Below are 23,849 nucleotides of genomic sequence, written 5' to 3'. Positions count from 1 at the left end.
GGAATCCTGTGTGTAATGAGACTGCGAACCAACAGGAAACCTGTTTGTTGAAATCTTGGCAATGGAGCTGAGGAGCGGTGATGACCACCTTCGAGATCGAACCCGGGCGGCTGTTCATCGGGGGACAGTGGCGCGAGGCCGCCGACGGAGCGCGCACCGAGGTCCTCGACCCGTCCCGGGGCACTGTCGTCACCACCGTCGCGGAGGCGGGCGCCGCCGACGTGGACGCGGCCGTGCGCGCCGCACGGGAGGCCTTCGACGACGGCTCCTGGTCCGGTCTGAGCGGCCGGGAACGCGGCCGCATCCTGCACCGCGTCGCGGAGCTGATCCGCGAGAACGCCGACGAGATAGCCCACCTGGAGAGCCTCGACGTCGGCAAGCCGATCACGCTGGCGCACGCCGTCGACGTGACGAACGCGGCCAACGACTACGAGCACTTCGCCGCCCTCGCCCACACCCTGCACGGCGCCAACCGCGACACCCCCATGAACGCCCTCGCCTACACCCGGCGCGAGCCGCTCGGTGTGGTCGCCGCGATCACCCCCTTCAACTTCCCGCTGATCCTGGCCGGCTCGAAGATCGCCCCGGCGCTGGCGGCGGGCAACACGGTCGTGCACAAGCCGGCCGACGAGACCCCGCTCAGCGCCCTCTACATGGCCGAACTGTTCCAGCGGGCGGGGGTCCCCGACGGTGTGGTCAACGTCGTGACCGGCGCGGGCCCGGTCGCGGGTGAGGCGCTGCTGCGGCACAGCGGTGTCGACAAGATCGCCTTCACCGGCTCCACCGCGGTCGGCCGGCACGCCGCGAGCGTCGCCGGCGAGGCCCTCAAGCCGGTCACCATGGAGCTGGGCGGCAACGCGGCCCACGTCGTCTTCGAGGACGCCGAGCTGGAGAAGGCCGTCGGCGCGATCATCAAGGGCTTCGTCTTCAACTCCGGCCAGTTCTGCATGGGCGGCCCGCGGCTGCTGGTGGCCCGCTCGGTCTACGCCACCCTGCTGGGCATCCTGGAGCAGGCCGTGCCCGGCGTCCCGCTCGGCGACCCCCGGCTGCCGGAGACCGTCATCGGGCCGATGGCGGGGGAGAAGCACCTCAAGAAGGTCGAGGAGTACGTCGAACTGGCCCGCAAGGAGGGCGCTCGCATCGTCTGCGGCGGCGAACGCCTCGATCTGGACGGCGGCTTCTACTACAAGCCCACCGTCATCGCCGACCTGCCGAACGACTCCCGGGTGATCCAGGAGGAGATCTTCGGCCCGGTCCTCACCGTGCAGCCCTTCGACTCCGAGGAGGAGGCGATCCGGCTCGCCAACTCCACGCCGTACGGCCTGGCTTCGGGCATCCAGACATCCAACCTAGCCCGCGCCCACCGCATCGCCGACAAGCTCCAGGCGGGCATCGTCTGGGTCAACGACTGGGCGATGCTCGACCCCGCGGTCCCCTTCGGCGGCGTCAAGGACTCCGGATTCGGGCGGGAGTACGGCCCCGAGGCCCTCGCCGCCTACACCAGGACCAAGTCCGTCGTCGTCTCGCTCGACTGAACGCGCCTGAAACCAAAGGGAGTTACCGCGATGCCCATCACCACCCGCGCCGCCGTCGTCGAGTCCGGCGGAGCACCGTTCACCCTCACTGACGTCCAGCTGGACGAGCCCGGACCGCACGAGGCGGTCGTCCGCATGGTCGCCACCGGTCTGTGTCACACGGACCTGGGGGTGGCGAGCGGCGGGCTGCCCTTCCCGCTGCCCGGCGTCCTCGGTCACGAAGGCGCCGGTGTCGTCGAGGCCGTCGGCCCGGCCGTCACCGGCATCGAACCCGGCGACCACGTCGTGCTGTCGTTCACGTCCTGCGGCGAGTGCGGCAACTGCAACGGCGGCCACCCGGCGTACTGCGCGACCTGGCTGCCGCTGAACCTCATCGGCGGCCGCCGGGCCGACGGCAGCAGCACCATCAGCCGGGACGGCGAGGCGCTGGGCGGCCACTTCTTCGGCCAGTCCTCCTTCGCCGAGAGAGCACTGGTCGACGAGCGCAGCCTCGTCAAGGTCGACCCCGACGTGCCGCTGGAGTCGATCGCCCCGCTGGGCTGCGGCGTACAGACCGGTGTCGGCGCCGTGTGGAACGTGCTGAAGCCGGTCACGGGCAGCACGATCGTGGTCCTCGGCGCCGGGGCGGTCGGCCTGTCCGCCGTCATGGCCGCCGCCCTCACGCCCGCCACCACGATCGTCGCCGTCGACCGTGTCGGTGAACGCCTCTCCCTGGCAAGGGAGCTGGGCGCCACCCACACCGTCAACGCGGGTGAGGCGGACCTCGTGGAATCTCTGGCCGCGATCACCGGGGGGCGGGGCGCGGACGGTGTCGTGGAGACCACCGGCAACGTCGCCGTGCTGCGGCAGGGCGTCGACGCGCTCGGAGCCCGCGGCACCCTGGTCGTCGTCGGCGCCCCGCCGTTCGGCAGCGAGGTCGCCCTCGACGTCAACGGGCTGCTCGGCGGCAAGCGGATCGTCGGCCTCACCCTCGGCGACGCCGAGACCCAGTCCTTCATCCCCGCCCTGGTCGACCTGGTGAAGGCGGGGCGGCTCCCGCTGGACCGCCTGATCAGCACCTATCCGTTCGCGGACATCGACCAGGCGGTGCGGGACATGGGCGCGGGCAAGGCGATCAAGCCCGTGCTGACGTTCTGACCCCGGTCAGTCCACCGTCAGAACCAGCTTCCCCGTGGTCCGGCCGGTGTCGCCGATCCTGTGTGCCTCGGCGGCCTCGGCCAGCGGGAAGGTGCCGGCGATCGCGGGGCGCAGCTTCCCCGCCTCCACCAGCTCCGCGATCGCCTTCAACCCGGAATGGGAGGCGTCGACCAGCATGCGCAGCGCCCGGACGCCGAGCCGCTCGGCCTCCTCGAAGAACTCCGGCGATCCGACCGGCAGGATCGACACCACGAGCCCGCCCGGGCGCAGGACACGCAGCGAGCGCACGGACGTGTCGCCGCCGATCGTGTCGAGCACGACGTCGATGTCCTTGACGGCCTCGGCGAAGTCCGTCTCCCGGTAGTCGATCGTCTCGTCCGCGCCGAGCCCGCGCAGGAACTCGTGCTTGCCCGCGCTCGCCGTGCCGATCACATACGCGCCCCGCGCCTTGGCGATCTGCACGGCCACATGCCCGACCCCGCCGGCCGCGGCATGGATCAGCACCCGCTGTCCCGGCCGGACGTCGGCGTACTCCACCAGCGCCTGCCAGGCGGTCAGGGAAACCAGGGGCAGCGCGCCCGCCTCGGCATGGCCGACCGACGCCGGCTTGTGCGCGAACGTCCGGGCCGGCGCCGTGACGTACTCGGCGTGCGAACCGTGTCCGTAGGGGTACGACAGCATGCCGAAGACCTCGTCGCCGGGCTTGAACCGGGCGACGCCGATCCCGACCGCCTCGACCACCCCCGACACGTCCCAGCCGAGCACGAAGGGCGGCTCGCCCAGGAAGCCGCCGGTGGCGCGATGCTTCCAGTCCGTCGGGTTGACGCCGGCGGCCCGTACCCGGACCAGTACCTCGTTGGTGCGCGGCTGAGGCCGCTCCAGCTCGACTTCCTTCAAGACCTCGGGACCGCCGAGGACGTCCTGGCTGATGGCTCGCATCGTCTTCACAGTGCTCATGGTGAACCAGCGTGCCCGCGTCCGCCCGCGCGGAAAATGGCATGATTGCCAACCTTCGATAGAATCGTGCCATGCGTGACATGCAGCGGGTCGAACGAGTCGTGGTCCTGGCTCTCGAGGGCGTGTACCCCTTCGAGCTCGGTATCCCCAGCCGGATCTTCAACGCCGCCGGCGGCCGGTACGAGGTGCTGACCTGTACGGTCGACGGCCGTCCGGTGCGCAGCAACGCCGACTTCACGATCGCGGTCGACCACGGTCCCGAGGTGCTGGCCACCGCCGACACGGTGGTGATCGCGCCCGTCTCAGCGGAGCGGGTGACCGCCGAGCTCTCCGACGAGGTGAGCTCCGCCCTCGCCCTGATCCCCTCCGGCGCGCGGATCGTGTCGATCTGCACCGGCGCCTTCGTCCTCGCGGCGGCGGGCCTGCTCGACGGTCACAGGGCCACCACCCACTGGCAGCTCGCCGACCGGTTCCGGGCGATGTTCCCGCACATCGCCCTCGACCCGGACGTCCTCTTCGTCGACGACGGGCGGATCCTCACCTCGGCCGGAGCGGCCTCCGGTGTCGACGTCTGTCTGCATGTGGTGCGCACGGACCACGGCAGCGAACTGGCCAACTTCGTCGCCCGCTGCTGTGTGGTCCCGCCGTTCCGGGACGGCGGCCAGGCGCAGTACATCGAGCAGCCCGTGCCGGAACTCGGGGCGACGAGCACCGCCGCCACCCGGGAGTGGGCGCTGACGCGCCTCGACGAACCACTGACCCTCACCGACCTCGCCGCCCACGCCCGGATGAGCCTGCGCACCTTCGCCCGCCGCTTCCAGGACGAGGTCGGTCTCAGCCCCGGCCGCTGGCTGATCCAGCAGCGGGTGGCCCGGGCCCGGCACCTGCTGGAGTCCAGCGACCTGCCGGTGGACCAGATCGCGGGCCATGTCGGTTTCGCCACCGGCGCCTCGCTGCGCCAGCATCTGCACGCGGCGATCGGGGTGTCGCCGCAGGCCTACCGGCGGACGTTCCAGACGGCCGCCCGCTGAACCGAACGTTTCCCGCCCCTGCCACGTCGGAGGATCAGGACTGCGGTCGGTGAACAGGGGTGGGGATGCGCAGAGGCTTGATGGCACTGACGGCGCTGATGGCGGTGGCCGCCGCGGGGTGCGGGAGCGGGACCGAGGAGGACATGGTCGTCGAGGGCGCGGCGCCGCCCACGCCCTACAGCGGACCGATGTACATCCACGGCAAGGCGTGGGACGAGGAGAAGGACGACCGTGCCGACCTCGTCGACACCGGCGCGGCGGCCCGGGCCCTGGAGTGCGACGGGGAGATCTTCACGGCCGGCGGCAGCGAACCGTGGAGCAAGGGCGACGGAGGAGAGACGCCGGAGGGCGGGCTCGAGGCGTACTTCGAGATCGAGCAGCCCGAGGTACCGCTCGAGGGCTACCGGGTGGAGCGCGAGGAGGGCGGCCGTGTCCTCTTCTCCTACGACGTGGACGGCCGGACCAAGGTGGCGGTGATCGTCGCCAAGGACCGCAAGAACCGGCCCGGTTGGGGCCCGGAGACCAGTGCCTCCTGCGATCCGGCCGAGTTCCCGGCGAGCTGGACCGACTCCAGGGACTACGAGGTCTGGACCGACCGGAACGGCGAGCGGGTGCCGATCACCGTCATCAGCAGCTCGGTCGGATCCGCCCACTGCGACTGGCAGAAGGCGCACTTCCTGGGCACGGGCGAGGGAAAGGACAGTGTCCTGTACGCCCGTGATCCGGACGGCGTGCTCGGCGACGAGATGCTGGAGACCCCCTACCGGGGGGACGTCACCATGCCCGCGGACGCCGAGGACACCGGATACCGCCTGCGGGACTGGAAGTTGTGGCTGACGGACGACAAGGAGACGGCGTACGTCCGCACCTCCGACGGCGTGGAGGCCTGGCCGCGGGTCAAGGACGGCATGGGCTGCGCGTGAGGCGTCACCGGCTGGCGTGCAGGGCGACCAGCAACTGCCAGACCTGGTCGGCGATGTCCTGCGGGCCGCCCCCCAGCAGTCCGTGCAGCCAGTCGCCCAGCACGCCCGCGAACGTCGCGGCGACCGCCGAGGCCACCAGCGGGGCGTCGGCGGCACCCGCGAGTTCGCGCTCGCGGAGACTGTAGGCCCGCAGGTCGCGGTGGAGGACCCGGCCGAGCGGGCCGCCGCCGCCCGGGCTGAGCAGGGCCCGGTACAGCGCGGCATGGGGGGCGAGCGAGGCGAAGAACGCCGGCAGCGCGGGCGGTGCGTGCACCGGGTCGGGCCGTCCGCGCCAGGCGTGCAATGCCTCCACGGCCTCGCGTACGACGTCCGCGCAGGCGTCGACGGCCAGCGCCTCCAGGCCGTCGTAGTGGACGTAGAACGTGGCTCGTCCGACCCCCGCCCGGCGTACCAGCGCGGCCACGCCGACCTCCGCGAGCGGGCGCTCGGCGCACTCCGCGAGCAGCGCCTCGCGCAGCTTCGCCCGGGTGCGCGCCGCCCGGGGGTCCTCGGGTGCGGTGCGGGTCATCGGGCCAGCAGGACCGCGCCCAGGGCGAGCGCACCGGGCAGGGCCTGCGCGGCGAGGATGCGGATGTTGGCGGTGACCGCGCCGTACACGCCCGCGACGACGACGCAGGACAGGAAGAACACCTGGGCGCCGAAGCCCGTCGGGTCGGCGGCGATCAGACCCCACACCAGGCCCGCCGCGAGAAAGCCGTTGTAGAGCCCCTGGTTGGCGGCCATCGGCGCGGTGGCCCTGGCCATCTCGCGGTCGAAGCCGTGGAAGGACATCCCCGGCTTCTTCTGCCACAGGAACATCTCCATCACCAGGATGTACGCGTGCAGCACAGCCACCAGGGCCACCAGCACGTTCGCTACCGCTTCCATGATCTCCCTCAGTATCTTGGACAGGCGTCCACTATAGCTGGACAGGTGTCCAGGATGTCAGCGGCTCCCGATACCCTCCCGGGATGACTGATCAGGACGTGACGGTGCGGCGTGCCCGCGCCGAGGACATACCGGGACTCGTCGCCTCCAGCGCGGCGCTCTTCGCGGAGGACGGCGGCACCCGGGACGCGACCATCAACGTCCACTGGCCGCACGAGCACGGGGCGGCGTCGTTCGCCGCCGCGCTGGAGGACCCGGAGCGCCTCGTGCTCGTCGTGGACCATCAAGGGCGGGTGGTGGGACACCTGATGGGTTCGGTCACCGGAGCCACGGCCAGGCGGCTGGTCACGTCCGCGACCCTGGTCAGCATGTACGTCCGCCCCGAGCACCGGCGGGCCCGCGCCGGGGCCGCTCTGGTGACGGAGTTCCTCGACTGGGCGCGGGGACAGGGCGCCGAGGAGGCCGAGGTGACGGCGTACGCGGCCAATACCGACGCGATCCGCTTCTACGAACGGGGCGGATTCGCACCGCGGTTGGTGACCCTGCGGCAGGCGCTCGGCGGCGACAAAAAGAAAGGGCAGGGGGACTGAGCCCTCCTTGCCATGTTCAACATATAGCGCACCGGGGGGCTTGCGGCAAGGCCCCCGTGGTACCGCAGAATCTCCGCTCGAAGCCGGAAAACACGAGAACGGGGAGTCACGACGTGCGAGTTCTGTTGTCGACGTACGGGTCGCGCGGGGACGTCCAGCCGATGGCGGCGCTCGCCGTGGAGCTGCGGGCGCTCGGCGCGGAGGTACGGGTGTGCGCACCGGCGGACGAGGAGTTCGCGAAGCTGCTGGACCGGATCGGCGTGCAGCTGGTGCCGGTCGGCCCGTCGGCGCGTGCGCTGACCACCCAGGCGCCGCCGCCGTCGGCCGCGAACCTGCCCCAGCGCGCGGCCGCCGTGCTGGCCAGTCAGATGGAGGCGGTCACCGAGGCCGCCGAAGGGTGCGACCTGGTGGTGGCGACCGGCATGATCTCGGCCGCGGCCGGCGCGCTGTCCGTGGCCGAGAAGTCCGGCATCCCTGCCGTGTCCGTCACCTTCCAGCAGCTCACCCTGCCCTCCCCACGGCGCCGCCCGCTGGCGTATCCGGGCAAGCCGCTGCCGACGGACGTGACCGACAACCGGGTGCTGTGGAAGCTGGACGCCGAGAACATCAACGCGCTGTTCGGCGAGGCGCTCAACTCCACCCGGGCGTCGATCGGCCTGCCCCCGGTGGACGACGTCCGCGACTACGTGATCGGCGACCGGCCGTGGCTGGCCACGGACCCCGTCCTGGACCCGTGGCAGGAGACGGCGGACTTCGACGTCGTACAGACCGGCGCGTGGGCCATGCCTGACGAGCGCCCGCTGCCGGAGGACCTGGTGGCCTTCCTGGACGCCGGTGCACCGCCGGTGTTCGTGGGCTTCGGCAGCATGCCCATGCGTGAGTCGACGGATGTCGTCGAGGTGGCGGTCGAGGCGGTCCGCGCGCAGGGGCGCCGCATCATCGTCGGGCGTGGCTGGGCCGACCTGAGCCTGATCGACGGCCAGGACGACTGCTTCGCCGTCGGCGACACCAACCACCAGGCGCTGTTCCCCCGGGTGGCGGCCGTCGTGCACCACGGCGGCGCGGGCACCACGACGACGGCCGCCCGGGCCGGCACGCCCCAGGTCGTCGTGCCCCAGCTCGCGGACCAGCCATACTGGGCCGGGCGGGTGGCCGAGCTGGGCATCGGCGCGGCCCATGAAGGTCCGACGCCGACCGTCGAGTCCCTGTCGGCCGCGCTCGGCACCGCCCTGGCCCCCGAGACCCGCGAGCGGGCGAGGGCCGTGGCCGACGCCGTCCGTACCGACGGGGCGACGGTGGCCGCGAAGCACATCCTCGACATCGTCGGTCAGGAGAGGACCACCGCGTCCGGGTGATCCACGCGTGACCCCGAGCCGGCACTCACACCTCCGGCGACGCGCCGACCACGGCGACGGCGCGTCGCCCGGCTCGACCCCAGGTCCGTCGAGTCGCCTTCGCACACCCCGCCGCGCGCCATGGCCGCACGCGACCTCATATCGGAGCTGATTACTTGAACACCCTGCCCACCAGCGCGTTCGACCTCCCCGACCGTCTCTCGTCCAAGGCCGACCCGGCGCTGATCGCCGGCGACGAGCAGCACTTCGCGGCCCTCGCCGAGTGCCTCGAGCAGTCCATCGCCGAGGTGTCCGGGCAACTCGACGCCGCGCGCAGGGCACCCGGCGGCATGGGCCGGCACGCGATGGACCGGGACACGGAAATCCACCGGCTGACCGCCCGCCTGCGCACCCTGCGCCGGTTCGGGCTCGACCTGTGCCTGGGCCACATGGTCTCCGCCGACGACCCCGAGCCCCTCTACGTCGGACGGCTCGGCCTCACCGACAGCTCCGGCCGCCGACTGCTGGTCGACTGGCGCTCGCCCGCCGCCGAGCCGTTCTTCGGCGCCACCCACGGCAACCCGATGGGGCTGACCAGCCGCCGCAGGTACCGCTGGACCGGCGGCCGGATCAGCGACTACTGGGACGAGGTCTTCACGGCCGACGGGCTGGAGCACCACGCCGCGCTCGACGACCAGTCCGCCTTCATCGCCAGCCTGGGCAGCAACCGCTCGCCGCGGATGCGGGACGTCCTGGGCACCATCCAGGCCGACCAGGACGCCATCATCCGCGCGGGATCGCGCGGCGCGCTCGTCGTCGACGGCGGTCCGGGCACCGGCAAGACCGTCGTCGCCCTGCACCGCTCCGCCTACCTCCTCCACTCCGACCCCCGCCTCGGTCACCGTCGCGGCGGCGTGCTCTTCGTCGGCCCACACCGGCCGTATCTGTCGTACGTCTCGGACGTCCTGCCCAGCCTCGGCGAGGAGGGCGTGCAGACCTGCATCCTGCGGGACCTCGTCGCCGAAGGAGCCGCTGCGGGGATCGAGGCCGACCCGGAGGTGGCCCGGCTGAAGTCGTCCGCGGCGCTGGTCGGGGCGATCGAGAAGGCCGTCAGGTTCTACGAGGAGCCGCCCGCCAAGGGGATGACGGTCACCACCCACTGGTCCGACATCCCGCTCAGCGCCGACGAGTGGGCGGTGGCGTTCGACGCGGCGGAACCCGGCACCGCGCACAACGAGGCGCGCGACCAGGTCTGGGAGGAACTGCTCACCATCCTGATGGACAAGCACGAGGGCGACGTGTCACCCGACCTGCTGCGCAAGTCGCTGCGGCAGAACAGGGAACTGCGCACCGCCTTCGACCGCGCCTGGCCGCTGCTCGAAGCGACCGACCTCGTCGGAGACCTGTGGACGGTACCCGCCTACCTGCGGATGTGTGCCCCCTGGCTCACCCCCGACGAGGTGCGCACGCTCCAGCGCGCGGAGGCCCAGGCCTGGACGGTGTCCGACCTGCCGCTCCTGGACGCGGCCCGGCAGCGGCTCGGCGACCCGGAGACGGCCCGGCGCCAGGTCCGGCACAAGGCCGCCCTCGCCGTCCAGCGGGAGCAGATGACGCGGGTCGTCGACAGCCTGATCGAGGCCGTCTCCAACTCGGGCGCCGACGGGGACGACGGCGAAGGCCTGGTGAAGATGTTGCGCGGCGAGGACGCCCAGGTCAGCCTGGTCGACGAGTCCGAACTGGCCATCGCCGACCCGGACCTGCTCGCGGGCCCGTTCGCGCACATCGTCGTGGACGAGGCCCAGGAGCTGACCGACGCCGAGTGGCAGATGCTGCTGCTGCGGTGCCCGTCGCGGAGCTTCACCATCGTCGGGGACCGCGCGCAGGCCAGGCACGGCTTCACGGAGTCGTGGCAGGAACGGCTGAAGCGGGTCGGGCTCGATCGGATCGAGATGGCCTCCCTGAGCATCAACTACCGGACGCCGGAGGAGATCATGGCGGAGGCCGAGCCGGTCATCCGGGCCGCGCTCCCGGACGCCAACGTGCCGACCTCCATCCGCAGCAGCGGTGTCCCGGTCGTCCACGGAGCGGTCACGGAGCTGGAGTCGGTCCTGGACACCTGGCTCGCCGCGCACGCCGACGGCATCGCCTGTGTCATCGGGGACCCCGCGTTCCGCGCGACGTCGAGGGTGCGGTCGCTGACCCCGGAGCTGTCGAAGGGGCTCGAGTTCGACCTGGTCGTCCTGGTCGACCCGGAGAAGTTCGGCGAAGGCGTCGAGGGAGCGGTCGACCACTACGTCGCGATGACCCGCGCCACCCAGCAGCTCGTCGTGCTCACCGGCTGACCCGCAGCCGCAGCCGCAGCCGCGTCCTCGTCCGGAGGGCGCGGCTGCCGCCGGTCCACCTCCGTTCTCACAACTGTGCTGGTCAGTATGGGCATTTGTCGATGTGTGGTTGCTGGCTGAGCGTGACGGAACCCTCACTTCCGCCCGGGTCGTGAGGTTGATCTTTTCGGGTCCAAACCCGATAAGCTCCCCTCTGACGCCGCGAGTTGACCCGCTCACCATCGGTCGTCACGCGACGCGTCCCACTCAGTGCGATTCCCCTTGCACACCCCCCCGTTGTTCGATTGTGTTGCTTCGAAGGATGCAGATGGAACTCGCCACTCCGCCACCGGCGGCGCGGGCCCCTGTCGCCTGGTACGGCTGGTGGCTGATGCCGCTGGCCTTGGGAGGCGGGACGGTTGCCGCCACGTTCATGAGCTCGGAGGGCGTCACCGCTGCCGTCGCCGGGGCCGCCGCGACGGCTGCGAGCTCCGTGTGCGTCCGGCTCCTGGTCCGCACCCGCAAGGAGTTGCGGCGCGCCGAGGGATCCTTCCGCACCTCGCAGGCCGAGCACTCCCAGCAGTGGCAGCAGCATGTGGCCGCCCTGGAGCGGAAGTTCGCCGCCGAGTACACCGCCCAGGACCACCGGCTGGCCGAGCGGTCCGCCGCCTACGAGTCCCAGCTCGCCGACCAGGCGCGCGCCTATGAGCAGCGGCTGACCGACCAGGCGGCCTCGTACGAGTCCCAGCTCGCCGACCGGGCCGAGATCTGGGAGGAGCGGCTGGCGCACCAGCTGTCCGCGGTCGCCCGGCTCGCCGACGAGCAACTCCCTCAGGCGCTCGTGCAGTTGCGGGCAGGCGACGCCATCGACGATCTGCTCCCGGCCACCGAACAGTGCGCCAAGGTGAGCGCCGAGCTCCAGGCCGAGCTGCGCAAGGTCCTCAGGACCTCGCTGATCGGTGTCGAGCGGGAGTTCGACCGCTCGACCTCCGCCGAGCAGGCCGTGATCAGCATCGGCAACCGTATCCATGTGCTGACCAGCAAGCTCCGTGGCCGTCTGCACGAGATGCAGGGCGAGCACGGCCGACTGCCCTCCGTGGCACGCGGTCTGATGGAGCTCGACCAGGAGATCGGCCCCGCCGACTGTCTCGCCGCCAGTATCGGTGTGCTGGGCGGCTCGGACCGGCCCGGCCGGCAGTGGCAGGAGCCCCAGCGGCTGCTCAGCGTGGTCCGCGGCGGCATCGGCCGGATCAAGGAGTTCCAGCGGGTCGACGTACGCCATCTGCCCGAACTCGGCGTCGACGGCGGTCTGGTGGACCACCTCACGCTGATCTTCGCGCACCTGTTGGACAACGCGGCCCGCTACTCGCCGCCCACCGAGCCGGTGATCGTCTCCGGCAAGGAGGTGCCCAACGGCGTCGGCATCGAGATCCAGGACTCCGGCAAGGGCCTGAGCGAGCAGAAGAAGCTCGAGGCCGAACAGGCACTGACCGGCACCGGGGCCGGACCGGGTCTCGGCGGCATCACCGAGGACGCCACCATCGGCCTCAGGGTCGTCGGCATCCTGGCCCGCCGCTACGGCATCCGCGTCACCTTCACCGACTCGCCCTGGCTCGGCACCTCGGTGGTCGTGGTGGTCCCGCACAAGTACTTCAGCCCGCTGCCCGCGGCGACACCGGTGGCGCAGCCCGCCGCCACCGCCCCCGCCAGGGCAGCGGCCCCGCAGGCACCGGCCGAGGAAGCGGCGGACAGCACACCGGGCGGACTGCCCCGGCGCCGCAGCAGGCGCGGTGAGGAAGAGCGGCAGCAGGCGGCCGAGCGGACCGGGGCGACCACGGGGGCGAGCGCCTTCGCCGTCCCTCCGGACGCGTCGTTCGCCGGCCTTGCCGCGTTCGCCACCGCCGGACGCGAGTCCCAGGAGGCGGCCGGCCGGCCCGACGGCCGCGAGTCCACCGAGCACCGCACTGAAGAGAGCGACAAGTCCACATGACGCAACAGGGAACCGACGTGAGCTGGGCGCTCCGGGACCTCGTGGAGTCCATCCCGGAGATCCGCTTCGCCCTCGTGGCCTCCAGCGACGGCAAGGCCATCACCTCCTTCGGCGCCGAGGACCCCGACGACGTGGACCGTTTCGCAGCGGTGGTGGCGGGTCTGCAGGCGCTGGCCCAGCCGGTCGCGGAGCAGTTCGTCCGGCCCGGCGGACAGCGGGGACAGTTGCGGCTGGCGATGATCGAGGTCGACGGCGGCCACCTCTTCGTCGTCCGTGCGGGGGTGGAGACGTATCTCGGTGTGCTCGCCCGTGAAGGCCTCGACCAGGGCCTGCTCGGGCACCAGATGAGGGACCTGGCCCGCAGGATGGGCGAGCTCCTCGGCACCTCTCCGCGCCTGGAGGAGCACTCTGGATGAGTGCTCGTTCCGGGCCCACGGACCCGTCCGGTCTCGAGCGTTACTACGTCCTCACCGGGGGACGCAGCGGGCCGGCCGGTTCGGCGTCGAGCCTCGATGTGGCGACCCTCATCGTCTCCCGCACCGCCCCTGTTCCGGGGCTCCAGCACGAACACGAGGAGATCCTCCGGCGCTGCCGCGAGCCGCTGTCGGTGGCGGAACTCGGCGCCCACCTGGGACTGCCCTTCAACATTCTCGCGGTGCTGCTGACGGACCTGCTCGAGGCGGACCGCGTGGAAGCCCGTGACCCCGTCCCGGCGCACGACGCCCGTCGCGGGCCCGACCTCGCGCTCCTTGAGGAGGTACTCAGTGGACTTGAACGGCTTTGACCGGCTCGGCCGGCCGGACGACGGGGAGACCCGCTCGGTCAAGGTGATGATCGCCGGTGGATTCGGCACCGGGAAGACCACGCTGGTCGGCTCGGTGAGCGACATCAGGCCGCTGACCACCGAGGAGACCCTCACCGAGGCCAGCGCCGGCGACGACCGCCTCATCGGGGTCGCCGACAAGACGGAGACCACCGTCAGCCTGGACTTCGGCAAGATCCGCCTCAACGACGGCCTGATGCTGTACCTGTTCGGCACTCCGGGCCAGGAGCGGTTCTGGTTCCTGTGGAACGGCCTGTTCAAGGGAGCGCTCGGCGCCGTCGTCCTGGTCGACACCCGGCGCCTGGCCTCCAGCTTCCGGGCGATCGAGGAGATGGAGCGGCAGAACGTCCCCTTCGTCGTCGCCCTGAACATCTTCCCGGACTCCCGGCATTATCCGGTCGAGGAGATCCGGGACGCCCTGGACATCCCCCCGCACATCCCGGTCGTGGCCTGCGACGCCCGGGACCGGGCCTCCAGCCGTGACGTCCTGGTCGCCCTGATACGTCATGTGAAGGACCGCTTCGCCGTCGCCCTGGAGCCCCGATGAACGAGCAGACTCCACCCGATCCCGAGGCGCCCCGCGGGTGCCCCGTCGCGCACGGCGGGGCAGAACTCACGCGGCTGTACGGTCCGGACGCGGCCACCGACCCGCCGGCCGTCTACGAGCGGCTGCGCAAGGAGCACGGCTCCGTCGCACCGGTGCTGCTGGAGGGCGACGTCCCCGCCTGGCTGGTGCTCGGCTACCGCGACAACCGGCGGGTGTTGGACAACCCTCGTCAGTTCAGCCGGGACGCCCGCATCTGGCGGGACTGGCGGGAGGGCCGGATAGCGGAGACCTCGCCGCTGGTGCCGATGCTGGGCTGGCGGCCCGACTGTGTCTCCCAGGACGGAGAGCCGCACCGCAGGCTGCGCGGCGCGGTCACCGACGGACTGCTGGCCGCCTCGAGCCGCGGCATCCGGCGGCACGCCACGTACTTCGCGCACCGGCAGATCGACATGTTCGCCGACGCCGGGCACGCCGACCTGGTGGCCGACTACGCCGAGCACCTGCCCATGCTCGTGCTCACCCGGATCCTGGGCCTGCCCAAGGCGGACGGGCTCCGCCTGATCGAGTCGTGCGCCCAGGTCTTCAAGGGCGGCGAGGGCGCCCTCGTGCACAACGAGCGCATCATGCAGATCCTGGGCGAACTCGCCCGGCGCAAGCGGTCCGAACCGGGCGCGGACTTCACCAGCGCCCTGCTGGAGCACCCGGCGGCGCTGGACGAGGACGAGGTCGTCAGCCATCTGCGGCTGGTGCTGATCGCCGCCCACACCACGACCAGCAACCTGCTGGCCCGGGTGCTGCAGCTGGTCCTGACGGACACGGCGCGGCTGTCCGGGCTGATCAGCGGTCAGCTGAACGTGTCCGCCGTGGTGGAGGAGGTCATGTGGAACAGCCCGCCGCTGGCCGTCCTGCCGGGGCGGTTCGCCACCAGTGAGCTGGAGCTCGGCGGGCACGGCATCCAGGAGGGCGACCTGCTCCTCCTCGGCCTCGCGCCGGGCAACGCCGACCCGGAGATCCGGCCCGACGAGGGTGTGGCGGTCCAGGGCAACCAGTCGCACCTGGCCTTCAGCGCCGGTCCGCACGAGTGCCCCGGGCAGAGCATCGGCCAGTCCATCATCGAGGTCGGTGTGAACGTCCTGCTGCACCGGCTGACGGGCCTGAGCCTGGCCGTGGCGCCGGAGGAACTCAGCTCGACCGCCTCCACGTGGGAGTTCCGGCTGGACAGTCTGCCGGTCGAGTTCGCCGTCTAGGCCGCGCCGGGGGGACCGCTGCCCGGCCGGCATCCGGCCGGGCAGTGCCGCGTCTGGAGGAACAGGACCGAGGCGTCAGCCGTCGAGCCAGTCCCCCTCGACGCCGGTGGGACGGTACCCGGTGGCGTTCCAGAGGAAATGCGGGTGGGCGCCTGCGAACATGTAGGCGAGCAGCGTGGTGTCCTCCCTCCCGGTCCGGGGGTCGTGCAGGGTGTGGAACCTCTCCGATCCGACCACGCCGGAGTCCTGCTGGACTTCACGGGCGCGGGCCGGGGACGGTGTGGCTCTGGACGCCTCCACGGCGGCGATGTAGGTGCGGCGCAAGATCTCCCAGGTGCTGTCGATGTCGCCGTACCAGGGGCCGTGCAGTGCTTCGAAGGCATGGAGCTCGGCGTCGAAGAGGGGCCAGGTCCCGGGGTACCGGTCTCGGCAGCGTGCGGAGAGCTCGGCGGTCCGCGTGCTCAGTGCCGGCGCGGTGGGCCGCGGGGCCATGGTGAGGGTGGTGCCGTCGGTGAGGATGCCGGTGCACGCGTTGGGCTGGAGGTCGCACAGGGGGCACGCCTCGACCGGGGGGAGGCCCTGGGTGATGCCGTCGAACCACAGGGCGTGGCGGCCGGTGAGCCCCATCCAGACGATGGTGGTGGTCATCAGCCAGGTGTTCCACATCGGTTCGTGCGCCTCGGGCATGCAGCCGTACTTGACGAGGGCTATGGCGCAGGCGGCGTAGAGGGCCTTGGTGTGGGTGGGCATGTCGGCGAGCCAGAAGTTGCTGATCTCGCCGGTGAGGGCGTCGGCCCGTACGTCGGTCATGTCGTCGATGACGCGGCACAGCAGCAGGGAGGCGAGGTTCTCCTCCTGCCAGAGCTCGGTGTCGGGTGCGACGTGCCAGAACAGGCAGTCCAGCATCTGCAGGACCGAGTAGGCGCTCTGGCTGAGCGGGTTGGTCTGGGGGAGCGTGACGCGGCCCGAGGCGTGCTGCTGGAGCCAGTACTCGTCGACGGATCGTTTGTGGGCCGAGAACAGCCCGCTGACCAGGGCTCGTGCGCTGTTGGTGCTGAAGTTCTCGGCCAAGCGGCCTTCGACGTGTCGGGTGAGGCGGGTCGTGTCGATGGTGTCGATCACGCGTTTGTACTCGTGGAAGACGAGGATGTCGTCCTCGAAGCGGTGGCGGTGGCCGAGGTCTCGTTCGAGGTCGTTCAACTGCCGGGTCCAGGACCAGCCACCGGTCAGGACGCTGTCGAGTTCCCGGCGGTGTGGCCAGGTCTTCACGGTGAGGGGACGACCGGCGCTCTGCCGCCAGCGGTAGTCGTCCAGGGTGCGTGCGGGGGGCGTGGGTATTCGACGGCACAGCGGGCAGGTGCAGACGGTCGTCCGCTCCTCCTCGCGCGGCGGGGTGAGCGCCCGGCTCCGCCAGGCCCCTTCCAGCATCGCGCAGGTCAGTCGGCAGAGCTCGATGTCGGTGCCGACCTGGGGGAAGGCTGCTTCGATCACGCGCAGGCCGGTGTCGAGGCGCCTCAGCCGGGCGTGTCCCTCCTCGTCGGGCGGGAGGAACGCGGGCTGCGCCTGCTGGAGGGCTCCCTCCAGATGGAGGGTGGTGCCCCGGTGGCGGGACCCGAGGGCCCCCAGCCGCTGCCGGGCGGCGTTCTGGGACTTTCGGGACTGTTCCGTGCTCCCCTTGACCCGCTTCGCCAAGAGACGGGCCAGGATGTCGCCCGCCTCCGCGGACCGGCCCTGGGCGGGGGTGTCGAAGGGGAGGCCGAGGGTGACGTCCTGAGGCATGCGGTTCCTTTCGGGAGACGGCGCGCAGAGCCCCCCGCCCCTGCGGACGCGGGCGGCAGGGGAACCGCCCACGCGCTCGAACTGCGCCTCCCGGTACGGAAGTTGAACCGAAAAGCGGAACGAGACTCCCCAGAGAGTAAATGATCTACGGCATGCCCCGGCCGTGATCTCCGTTACTGCTCAGGCCTCTTGAGCTGCGTACACTCCCACCCCTCCCACATAGGTGAGCGCCACCCTCGTCCCCGCGATCTCCTCAAGCGGACGATCGAACGGGTCCCGGTCCAGGACCACCAGGTCCGCCAGCGCCCCCACGCGCACCTGGCCGGATTCGTCGAGGTGGTTCACATACGCCGAGCCCGCGGTGTAGGCGGTCAACGCCTCGGTGAGGCTGATGCGTTCGGCGGGCAGGAACACCCGGGCGCCCTCGCCGTCGGGGGCCACGCGGTTGACCGCGACATGGATCCCCTCCAGCGGATCGGGGCTGCTGACCGGCCAGTCGCTGCCCGCCGCGAGCCGGGCGCCGGAGCGGAGCAGCGCGCCGAACGGGTACTGCCACGCGGCCCGTTCGGGACCCAGGAAGGGAATGGTGAGTTCGTCCATCTGGGGTTCGTGGGCCGCCCACAGGGGCTGGATGTTGGCGGTGGCGCCGAGCCGGGCGAAACGCGGCACGTCGTCGGGGTGCACGACCTGAAGGTGCGCCAGATGGGGGCGGGTGTCGCTCGGTCCGTTGGCGGTGCGGGCGGCCTCGATCGCGTCCAGGGCGTCGCGTACGGCCCGGTCGCCCAGGGCGTGAAAGTGGCACTGGAAGCCGAGCGCGTCCAACTCGGTGACGTACTTGGGCAGTTGTGCGGGATCGATGAAGCTCGTGCCCCGGTTGGCGGTGGCGCAGCCGCACCTGTCCAGATACGGGTCGAGCAGCGCGGCCGTCCCGGTCTCGGCGACCCCGTCCAGCATCAGCTTGACCGTGCCCGCCCGGAACCGGCCGTGGCTCAACGCGGCCCGCAGCTCCACGAGTTCGGGGATCTGCTCGGCCCCGCGCTCGCGGTCCCACCACAGGGAGCCGACGACACGCGCGGTGAGCGAGCCGTCCCGGGCGGCCGTCAGATACGCGTCGGAGGGGTCGTCCATGCCGAGGAAGGTTCCGACGAGGGCGTCCTGCCAGGCCGTGATGCCAAGGGAGTGCAGATGGCGCTGGGCGTGCAGCAGGGCGGCGAGCCGGTCGGCCGGTGTGGCCTTGGGAGTGAGGCGCCCGACGAGCTGCATGGCGCCTTCCTGGAGCGTGCCGCTCGGCTCGCCGGAGCCCGAGGCGTCCCGCTCGATCCGTCCGTCGGCGGGGTCGGGCGTGTGCCGCGTGATGCCGGCGAGTTCGAGGGCGCGGCTGTTGACCCAGGCGCCGTGATGGTCCCGGTTGGGCAGATAGACCGGCCGGTCGGGGACGACGGCGTCCAGCAGTTCCTTCGTCGGCGTACCGCCCTCGAAGGCCTCCATCGACCAGCCGCCGCCGGTGATCCACTCGCGCTCCGGATGGGCGGCGGCGTACGCGCGCACGGCGGCGACGGTCTCCTTCGCCGTCTTGGCCCGGGTCAGGTCGCACTGGGTGAGCTCGAGACCGGCCGGGACCGGGTGGATGTGCGCGTCCTGGAAGCCGGGCAGCAGCAACCGCCCCGCCAGATCGACCACTTCGGTCCGGGGCCCCCTGAGATCCAGGACCTCGTCGTGTCCTACGGCGGTGATGCGGTCGCCGGTGACGGCCACGGCGGTCGCGGTGCGGCCCTCGGGCGTGAGGACGGGGCCGCCGGTGAAGAGGAGGTCTGCGTACATGATCCGTTCCTGTGAGGTCGGTTGGGTGTGGCTGAGCGTGCCGGGTACGGCAGCGTCCCTTTCAGGGGCGCGGGGCTGTATCGATATGCGGCTCCGCCGTGTGGGCGCGACAAGCCCCCACTCGCCCGCGGACGAGTCACCGCGCCTCCAGCGAAGTGCTGAGCAGCTGCGGCGCGTCCGCATCCGTACCTGAGCCCGTACGGAAGTACGGCGAGCGCCGCACCCACCTGGCCCACGCGGCGGCCACGAAGCCCGACGCGATCATCGCCAGGGGAGTGCTGAGCAGGAACCAGCCGTTGTCCGCGCTGAGTTCGAAGTGGTCGGTGGAGGTGTAGAAGGACCAGCCGAGATAGCCGCCGAGGCCGAGCAGGGCCAGTGCGCTCAGGGTGGGCAGCACCACGGCCCGGACGCCCTGTCTCCAGTCCTCGCGCAGCAGTGAGCGGAAGCGGACCGCCGCCGCGAGGGCAGTCAGGGCGTACGACAGGGCGACCACGATGCCGACCGCGCTCACCGTCGCCATGATCATGTCCGCGAGCCGCGGGATGACCAGGGCGAGGGCCGCGACCCCCGCCGCCAGGGCGCCGATCAGCACGGTCCCGGCGGCCGGGGTCCCGTACCGGGAGCTGACCTTGGACCACACCGGGCCGAGGGTGCGGTCCCGGCTCATCGCGAACATCCCCCGAGCCGTCGGGATCACACCGGCCTGGAGCGAGGCCACCGCCGAGAACATGAGCGCCACCAGGGGCAGCGCGGCCAGCGGCTGCGAGGCGAGCCGGTCGCCGAAGTACGCCAGCCCCTCGGCCCCGTGCCCCGCCAACTCCTCTTCGGACAGCACCCGTTGGAACGCGACCGAACCGAGCAGGAAGAGCACCAGCATGGTCACCAGGGTGGTGAGTCCGGCGCGGGACGCGTCCCGCGGGTCGCGCACCTCCTCCGACACGCTGAACGCGCTCTCGAAGCCCCAGTAGCAGAACACCGACAGCAGCATGCCCTGTGCCAGCGCCGTCGCCGACGGGATCGCGAACGGGTCGAACCAGCTCAGGCTGAAGGGGTGCGGGCCGGTGACGATGCCGTATCCGCAGAAGCCCAGCAGGACGACGTACTCGAAGACCAGCAGTCCGCCCTGCAGCCGGGCCGCGGTCCGCACCCCTGTGACGGCGGTCAGTGTGACCGCGACCAGGACGAACACGCCCAGCGCGGTCGTCTGCGCCGTCGACCCCGGGTCCAGTGCGAGGCCGCCCAGCCGGTGCAGTCCGGCCTCGCCCGCCAACTGGATCAGTGCCGAGCCGGTGACGGCGGTGGTGTAGGCGAGGAAGGCCACCGTGGCCACGATGTTCACCCAGCCGACCATGAAGCCGAGCCAGGGGCTGAGTGAACGGCCCACCCACACATAGCCGTTGCCCGCGTTGGGCTCGACGCGGTTGAGCCGGGAGTAGGCGCCGGCGATGCCGAGGACCGGCAGGAACGCCAGCAGCATGATCGCCGGCAGATGCAGTCCGACGACCCCGGCCGTGACACCGAGCCCGATGCCGATGCTGGTGGTCGCGGCCGTGCTGGAGGCGGCGATGGCGACGCCGTCGAGGACGCCGAGGGACTTGCGCAGGGTGGGCCCTGTGGAGGGGGCGTGGTCGGGCATGGCCGGTTCTCCGCTCGCAGCGGGGGGCCTGACAGGCCCCGGTGAGCCGATATGAAACTGTCCCGGGGGTTAACAGGTCAACGGTGTTGTCATAAGGTGCGGCCACGAGCCGGCGACCACGGCCCACGGAGGCACCCATGAGTGACCGCGTCGTCCCGCCCGCCGCCCGGCGGCGCAGGCGCCCCACCAAACAGGGCGTCGTCCTGTCCGAGGAGCTGATCGTCGAGACGGCGCTCAGGCTGATCGAGGAGCACGGCGCCGACGCCCTCTCGGTGCGCCGCCTCGGGCACGCCCTCGGCGCGGACCCCAGCTCGCTGTACCGCTACTTCCGGCACACCGACGACCTGATGCTGGCCGTCGCCGACGAACTCATCGGCCGGACCCTGCGCATCTGGCGCCCCACCGGCGACTGGCGCGCCGACCTGCGCGACCTCGGCCTGCGCATGCACGCGGGCGCGCTCGCCCACCCCCGCGCGGCGGTGCTCAGCTCGCACCGGGTCACCGGCCGCGCTCACGAGATCCAGGCCGTCGAGACCATCCTCGGCGTGCTGCGCGACGCGGGCTTCCCCGACGCCGACGCGGTGCGGATCTACCACGCCTTCGTCGACCAGGCCCTCGCCTTCGCCGCCCTCGACTCGGCGAGCACCGCGCTGCCGAAGCCGGCCCGGGACGCGGAGGCGACCGTGTGGCGGACGACGTACGCCAAGCTGCCCGCCGACACCCACCCGCACATCGCCGCGACCGCCCGCCACCTCGTGACCGACATGCCGCGCAGCTCCTACCCGGCGGCCCTGGACATGCTGCTGAGCGCGGCGGCGGCCCGACTCGCGGAGATCGGCGACCAGCGCGAGGCCCCTCGGGTCACACTGGGTACGTCCGTCAACACCGCCCCGACAGGAGAGCGTTCACCCATGACCAACCCGCCCGCACGCCCCGCCGAGCAGCGCAAGCAGGACACTCTTAACCGCCTGGAGCACGACGAGGACGTGTGGGTCGCCACCGCGGACGCCGACGGGGGAGTGCCGTTCCTCGTGCCGCTGTCCTTCCGCTGGGACGGCTCGACCCTGCTCCTGGCCACCCCGGCCACCAGTCCCACCGGCCGGAACCTGAAGGCGACCGGCAGGACCCGCCTCGGCCTCGGGCCGACCCGGGACGTCGTGATGATCGAGGGCACGGTCGAGACGTTCACCGCCGCCGAGCTGGGCGACGAGGAAGCCGACCGCTTCGCGGCCGCCACCGGCTTCGAGCCGCGTGAACTCGCCACGCCCTACCTGTACTTCAGGGTCCTGCCGACCCGGGTGCAGGCCTGGCGCGAGGCCAACGAGCTCGCCGGACGCGAGCTGATGCGGGACGGCAAGTGGCTGGTCGCCGACTGAACCTGACGGTTCGGGATATCCGTGAGGTGGAGGGCGGCGGGACAGGAACGTTCCGCGCCCCGAACCGTTCGGAGGAGACATGGCACTGGTCAAAGCAGGCCTCGTGGTGCTCGACTGCGCCGAGCCGGAGAAGCTCGCCGAGTTCTACAAGGAGCTGCTGGAGGCCGAGGAGACCCACGAGAGCGCCAACCGCGTGGAGATCCTGGGCGCCGGCGGGACCCGGCTGGCGTTCCGCCGGGACATGAACGCGACGCCGCCGAGCTGGCCGCGCCCCGAGAACTCCCTCCAGGCCCACATCGACTTCGTCGTCGAGGACCTGGACGAGGCCGAGCGCAGGATCGTCGGGCTCGGCGGGCGGCCCCTGGAGACGAAGGACGCCTCCGGCCCGCACGAGGAACGCGGCTACGCCGACCCGGCGGGACACTCCTTCACTCTGCGCTGTGTCCCGCCGACGGCGCCCAAACAAGGCTGACGTCAGTCCCGGCCGCCCTTGTCGTCGGCCGGCCATACGCCGGTGGACCGCTCGATGGCCTTCGCGCCACCGCGGTCCACCGCGCTGCGCACCACCGCGAAGATGGCTCCCTGGACGGCCGCGGCCAGCAGGATCTCCCCCCAGCCGCGATCCCGGTCCAGCGCGTCGGGTGCGTCGTCCTCGTGCCGTATCGCCTTCCACGTCTTCTGGAAGGCGAGGCCCGCCAGCGCACCGCTCGACCAGCCCAGCGCGAACCCGACGGGCTTGTAGAAGAGGGGGAGCTTCAACTTCTTCTTCTTGGCCATGTATGTCTCCTGTGTTCGTGTCGGTCAGTGCCGGTCAGTGTCGTCCGGCACCGGGTCCGGCGGTGTCCCGTCGCCGAACGGCCGGCCGCCCAGCTCCTCGCGGTGGTGCGCGGTCAGCCAGCCCTCCGTGTCCGGGCCGAGCGGCACGATGCCGGTCGGGTTGATCCCGGAGTGCACCTGGTAGTAGTGCCGTTTGATGTGGTCGAAATCGACCGTGTCACCGAAGCCCGGCGTCTGGTAGAGGTCGCGGACGTAACCCCACAGCACCTGGTTCTCCGTCAGCTTCCAGCGGTTGCACTTGAAATGACCGTGGTAGACGGCGTCGAAGCGGACCAGCGTGGTGAACAGCCGGATGTCCGCCTCGGTGATCGTGTCGCAGACCAGATAGCGCTGCCGGGCCAGCCGCGGCGTCAGCAGCTCCAGGCGCCTGAAGACGCCCGCGCAGGCTTCCTCGTACTCCTCCTGTTCCGTGGCGAAGCCCGCCCGGTACACACCGTTGTTGACGTCCTCGTAGACGTCCGCCATCACGCTGTCGATCTCGTCGCGCAGCGCCCTCGGGTACAGGTCCGGGGCGCCGTCCCGGTGCAGGGCCGTCCACTCGGTGGCGAGGTCCAGGGTGATCTGCTGGTAGTCGTTGGTGACCAGCTTGCCGCTCGGCACGTCCACGAGCGCGGGCACGCTCACCCCGCCGGGGTGGCCGGGCTCGCGCCGGTCGTAGGCCTCGCTCAGGAAGCGGATGCCGAGGACCGGGTCGCGGTCGTCCGGATCGAGGGTGAAGCGCCAGCTGCGGTCGTCCTGGATCGGGTCCGCGACGGCCAGTGACAGGGCGTTCTCCAGGCCGAGCAGCCGCCGCGACACCAGGGACCGGCTCGCCCACGGACAGGCCCGGCTGACGACCAGCCGGTAGCGGCCCGCCTCCACGGGCCATCCGTCGCGGCCGTCCGCGGTGACGCGATCGGTGAAATGGGCCTTGGACCGCTTGAACGTCTTGTTGCCGTACGCGCGGTTGCCGCTCATGCTGCCTCCTGCCTTGCGGGCACTCTCCCCACCGCGTTCCCAGATTTCGGCGTGTGAGCCGCCCTGCCGGGGGCAGTCGGC

At 71.6% G+C, this 23,849-nt stretch carries 22 protein-coding genes and 1 pseudogene; 15 read left to right on the top strand and 8 right to left on the bottom strand.

Translation table 11 applies throughout. From position 1 onward, the window contains the following. Positions 1-80 precede the first annotated feature (80 nt). Complete coding sequence (locus ACIOHP_RS41105; RefSeq protein WP_401895499.1) at positions 81-1,535, top strand: aldehyde dehydrogenase family protein; 1,455 nt, start codon at positions 81-83, stop codon at positions 1,533-1,535. A 30-nt stretch (positions 1,536-1,565) separates the two neighbouring features. Further along, positions 1,566-2,672 carry an NAD(P)-dependent alcohol dehydrogenase gene (locus tag ACIOHP_RS41100; protein ID WP_401895497.1) on the top strand — a complete coding sequence of 369 codons (1,107 nt, stop codon included), beginning with the start codon at positions 1,566-1,568 and terminating at the stop codon, positions 2,670-2,672. A gap of 6 nt (positions 2,673-2,678) precedes the next feature. Here the strand turns inward: ACIOHP_RS41100 and ACIOHP_RS41095 are convergent, their stop codons facing one another. Further along, entirely contained in the window at positions 2,679-3,629 is a 951-nt protein-coding gene (locus ACIOHP_RS41095; protein ID WP_361549910.1) for an NADP-dependent oxidoreductase, read from the bottom strand. An 80-nt stretch (positions 3,630-3,709) separates the two neighbouring features. Here ACIOHP_RS41095 and ACIOHP_RS41090 point away from each other — a divergent pair, with 80 nt between their 5' ends. Both ACIOHP_RS41090 and ACIOHP_RS41085 read left to right on the top strand, forming a co-directional pair. After that, positions 3,710-4,660, top strand: a complete 951-nt coding sequence (locus ACIOHP_RS41090; protein ID WP_401895619.1) for a GlxA family transcriptional regulator — start codon at positions 3,710-3,712, stop codon at positions 4,658-4,660. Between the two features lie 65 nt (positions 4,661-4,725). Continuing rightward, the gene (locus tag ACIOHP_RS41085) at positions 4,726-5,583 is read left to right on the top strand and encodes a hypothetical protein (protein WP_401895495.1); all 858 of its coding nucleotides are present in this window, start codon (positions 4,726-4,728) and stop codon (positions 5,581-5,583) included. Positions 5,584-5,587: 4 nt separating this feature from the next. Here ACIOHP_RS41085 and ACIOHP_RS41080 read toward each other — a convergent pair whose 3' ends face one another. Together ACIOHP_RS41080 and ACIOHP_RS41075 are read right to left on the bottom strand one after the other, a co-directional pair. Beyond that, the gene (locus tag ACIOHP_RS41080) at positions 5,588-6,151 is read right to left on the bottom strand and encodes a TetR/AcrR family transcriptional regulator (RefSeq protein WP_401895492.1); all 564 of its coding nucleotides are present in this window, start codon (positions 6,149-6,151) and stop codon (positions 5,588-5,590) included. Next, on the bottom strand, positions 6,148-6,510 hold the full coding sequence (locus tag ACIOHP_RS41075) for a DUF1304 domain-containing protein (RefSeq protein WP_361549916.1): 363 nt from the start codon (positions 6,508-6,510) through the stop codon (positions 6,148-6,150). Before ACIOHP_RS41075 ends, ACIOHP_RS41080 begins: the two co-directional genes overlap by 4 nt. Before the next feature lie 83 nt (positions 6,511-6,593). Here ACIOHP_RS41075 and ACIOHP_RS41070 point away from each other — a divergent pair, with 83 nt between their 5' ends. The 8 genes from ACIOHP_RS41070 to ACIOHP_RS41035 all read left to right on the top strand — a co-directional run bounded on the left by ACIOHP_RS41070 (position 6,594) and on the right by ACIOHP_RS41035 (position 15,362). After that, positions 6,594-7,100, top strand: coding sequence for a GNAT family N-acetyltransferase (locus tag ACIOHP_RS41070; protein WP_401895490.1), 507 nt, complete (start codon positions 6,594-6,596; stop codon positions 7,098-7,100). A gap of 113 nt (positions 7,101-7,213) precedes the next feature. Beyond that, entirely contained in the window at positions 7,214-8,455 is a 1,242-nt protein-coding gene (locus tag ACIOHP_RS41065; RefSeq protein ID WP_401895489.1) for a glycosyltransferase, read from the top strand. A gap of 155 nt (positions 8,456-8,610) precedes the next feature. After that, entirely contained in the window at positions 8,611-10,776 is a 2,166-nt protein-coding gene (gene helR, locus ACIOHP_RS41060) for an RNA polymerase recycling motor ATPase HelR (protein WP_401895488.1), read from the top strand. 307 nt (positions 10,777-11,083) lie between these two features. After that, entirely contained in the window at positions 11,084-12,745 is a 1,662-nt protein-coding gene (locus tag ACIOHP_RS41055) for an ATP-binding protein (protein WP_401895485.1), read from the top strand. Further along, positions 12,742-13,161, top strand: coding sequence for a roadblock/LC7 domain-containing protein (locus ACIOHP_RS41050; protein WP_046256912.1), 420 nt, complete (start codon positions 12,742-12,744; stop codon positions 13,159-13,161). The genes ACIOHP_RS41055 and ACIOHP_RS41050 overlap by 4 nt, the downstream gene beginning before the upstream one ends. Next, positions 13,158-13,529 carry a DUF742 domain-containing protein gene (locus tag ACIOHP_RS41045; RefSeq protein WP_361549926.1) on the top strand — a complete coding sequence of 124 codons (372 nt, stop codon included), beginning with the start codon at positions 13,158-13,160 and terminating at the stop codon, positions 13,527-13,529. The genes ACIOHP_RS41050 and ACIOHP_RS41045 overlap by 4 nt, the downstream gene beginning before the upstream one ends. Then, the gene (locus ACIOHP_RS41040) at positions 13,510-14,115 is read left to right on the top strand and encodes a GTP-binding protein (RefSeq protein ID WP_401895484.1); all 606 of its coding nucleotides are present in this window, start codon (positions 13,510-13,512) and stop codon (positions 14,113-14,115) included. Before ACIOHP_RS41045 ends, ACIOHP_RS41040 begins: the two co-directional genes overlap by 20 nt. Further along, positions 14,112-15,362, top strand: a complete 1,251-nt coding sequence (locus ACIOHP_RS41035; RefSeq protein ID WP_401895482.1) for a cytochrome P450 — start codon at positions 14,112-14,114, stop codon at positions 15,360-15,362. The genes ACIOHP_RS41040 and ACIOHP_RS41035 overlap by 4 nt, the downstream gene beginning before the upstream one ends. A 75-nt stretch (positions 15,363-15,437) precedes the next feature. Here ACIOHP_RS41035 and ACIOHP_RS41030 read toward each other — a convergent pair whose 3' ends face one another. The 3 genes from ACIOHP_RS41030 to ACIOHP_RS41020 form a co-directional block, all read right to left on the bottom strand. Next, the gene (locus tag ACIOHP_RS41030; RefSeq protein ID WP_401895480.1) at positions 15,438-17,141 is read right to left on the bottom strand and encodes a hypothetical protein; all 1,704 of its coding nucleotides are present in this window, start codon (positions 17,139-17,141) and stop codon (positions 15,438-15,440) included. 180 nt (positions 17,142-17,321) lie between these two features. Further along, positions 17,322-18,962, bottom strand: a complete 1,641-nt coding sequence (locus tag ACIOHP_RS41025) for an amidohydrolase (RefSeq protein ID WP_401895478.1) — start codon at positions 18,960-18,962, stop codon at positions 17,322-17,324. 136 nt (positions 18,963-19,098) lie between these two features. Further along, positions 19,099-20,598, bottom strand: a complete 1,500-nt coding sequence (locus ACIOHP_RS41020; RefSeq protein WP_401895476.1) for an APC family permease — start codon at positions 20,596-20,598, stop codon at positions 19,099-19,101. A 137-nt stretch (positions 20,599-20,735) separates the two neighbouring features. Here ACIOHP_RS41020 and ACIOHP_RS41015 point away from each other — a divergent pair. From ACIOHP_RS41015 to ACIOHP_RS41005, 3 genes and pseudogenes are all read left to right on the top strand, one after another. Continuing rightward, positions 20,736-21,434, top strand: a pseudogene (locus ACIOHP_RS41015) (TetR/AcrR family transcriptional regulator); the annotation flags it as partial. 75 nt (positions 21,435-21,509) lie between these two features. After that, the gene (locus tag ACIOHP_RS41010) at positions 21,510-21,974 is read left to right on the top strand and encodes a pyridoxamine 5'-phosphate oxidase family protein (RefSeq protein WP_361550084.1); all 465 of its coding nucleotides are present in this window, start codon (positions 21,510-21,512) and stop codon (positions 21,972-21,974) included. 79 nt (positions 21,975-22,053) lie between these two features. Beyond that, positions 22,054-22,446 (top strand): VOC family protein, encoded by a 393-nt coding sequence (locus tag ACIOHP_RS41005; protein WP_401895474.1) that lies wholly within the window; start codon positions 22,054-22,056, stop codon positions 22,444-22,446. Positions 22,447-22,448: 2 nt separating this feature from the next. Here ACIOHP_RS41005 and ACIOHP_RS41000 read toward each other — a convergent pair whose 3' ends face one another. Together ACIOHP_RS41000 and ACIOHP_RS40995 are read right to left on the bottom strand one after the other, a co-directional pair. Beyond that, positions 22,449-22,751, bottom strand: coding sequence for a DUF4235 domain-containing protein (locus ACIOHP_RS41000; protein WP_361549940.1), 303 nt, complete (start codon positions 22,749-22,751; stop codon positions 22,449-22,451). A gap of 24 nt (positions 22,752-22,775) precedes the next feature. Next, positions 22,776-23,768, bottom strand: coding sequence for a glutathione S-transferase family protein (locus ACIOHP_RS40995; protein WP_401895471.1), 993 nt, complete (start codon positions 23,766-23,768; stop codon positions 22,776-22,778). Positions 23,769-23,849: the final 81 nt, after the last annotated feature.

The organism is Streptomyces sp. NPDC087859 (genome assembly GCF_044742595.1).
In the GTDB taxonomy this organism is placed as follows: domain Bacteria; phylum Actinomycetota; class Actinomycetes; order Streptomycetales; family Streptomycetaceae; genus Streptomyces; species Streptomyces canus_F.
The sequence above is the reverse complement of the archived record's forward strand: the minus strand, read 5'-3'. Positions and strand labels throughout refer to the sequence as shown.

Excerpts from the sequence above, each read along its gene's own strand:
- ACIOHP_RS41005 (WP_401895474.1), top strand. The coding sequence starts at position 22,054 with ATGGCACTGGTCAAAGCAGGCCTCGTGGTGCTCGACTGCGCCGAGCCG.
- ACIOHP_RS41105 (WP_401895499.1), top strand. The coding sequence starts at position 81 with ATGACCACCTTCGAGATCGAACCCGGGCGGCTGTTCATCGGGGGACAG.
- ACIOHP_RS40995 (WP_401895471.1), bottom strand. The coding sequence starts at position 23,768 with ATGAGCGGCAACCGCGCGTACGGCAACAAGACGTTCAAGCGGTCCAAG.
- ACIOHP_RS41050 (WP_046256912.1), top strand. The coding sequence starts at position 12,742 with ATGACGCAACAGGGAACCGACGTGAGCTGGGCGCTCCGGGACCTCGTG.
- ACIOHP_RS41030 (WP_401895480.1), bottom strand. The coding sequence starts at position 17,141 with ATGCCTCAGGACGTCACCCTCGGCCTCCCCTTCGACACCCCCGCCCAG.
- ACIOHP_RS41080 (WP_401895492.1), bottom strand. The coding sequence starts at position 6,151 with ATGACCCGCACCGCACCCGAGGACCCCCGGGCGGCGCGCACCCGGGCG.
- ACIOHP_RS41100 (WP_401895497.1), top strand. The coding sequence starts at position 1,566 with ATGCCCATCACCACCCGCGCCGCCGTCGTCGAGTCCGGCGGAGCACCG.
- ACIOHP_RS41045 (WP_361549926.1), top strand. The coding sequence starts at position 13,158 with ATGAGTGCTCGTTCCGGGCCCACGGACCCGTCCGGTCTCGAGCGTTAC.
- ACIOHP_RS41070 (WP_401895490.1), top strand. The coding sequence starts at position 6,594 with ATGACTGATCAGGACGTGACGGTGCGGCGTGCCCGCGCCGAGGACATA.
- ACIOHP_RS41025 (WP_401895478.1), bottom strand. The coding sequence starts at position 18,962 with ATGTACGCAGACCTCCTCTTCACCGGCGGCCCCGTCCTCACGCCCGAG.
- ACIOHP_RS41020 (WP_401895476.1), bottom strand. The coding sequence starts at position 20,598 with ATGCCCGACCACGCCCCCTCCACAGGGCCCACCCTGCGCAAGTCCCTC.
- ACIOHP_RS41085 (WP_401895495.1), top strand. The coding sequence starts at position 4,726 with ATGCGCAGAGGCTTGATGGCACTGACGGCGCTGATGGCGGTGGCCGCC.
- ACIOHP_RS41000 (WP_361549940.1), bottom strand. The coding sequence starts at position 22,751 with ATGGCCAAGAAGAAGAAGTTGAAGCTCCCCCTCTTCTACAAGCCCGTC.
- ACIOHP_RS41055 (WP_401895485.1), top strand. The coding sequence starts at position 11,084 with ATGGAACTCGCCACTCCGCCACCGGCGGCGCGGGCCCCTGTCGCCTGG.
- ACIOHP_RS41010 (WP_361550084.1), top strand. The coding sequence starts at position 21,510 with ATGACCAACCCGCCCGCACGCCCCGCCGAGCAGCGCAAGCAGGACACT.
- ACIOHP_RS41035 (WP_401895482.1), top strand. The coding sequence starts at position 14,112 with ATGAACGAGCAGACTCCACCCGATCCCGAGGCGCCCCGCGGGTGCCCC.
- ACIOHP_RS41075 (WP_361549916.1), bottom strand. The coding sequence starts at position 6,510 with ATGGAAGCGGTAGCGAACGTGCTGGTGGCCCTGGTGGCTGTGCTGCAC.
- ACIOHP_RS41090 (WP_401895619.1), top strand. The coding sequence starts at position 3,710 with ATGCAGCGGGTCGAACGAGTCGTGGTCCTGGCTCTCGAGGGCGTGTAC.
- ACIOHP_RS41095 (WP_361549910.1), bottom strand. The coding sequence starts at position 3,629 with ATGAGCACTGTGAAGACGATGCGAGCCATCAGCCAGGACGTCCTCGGC.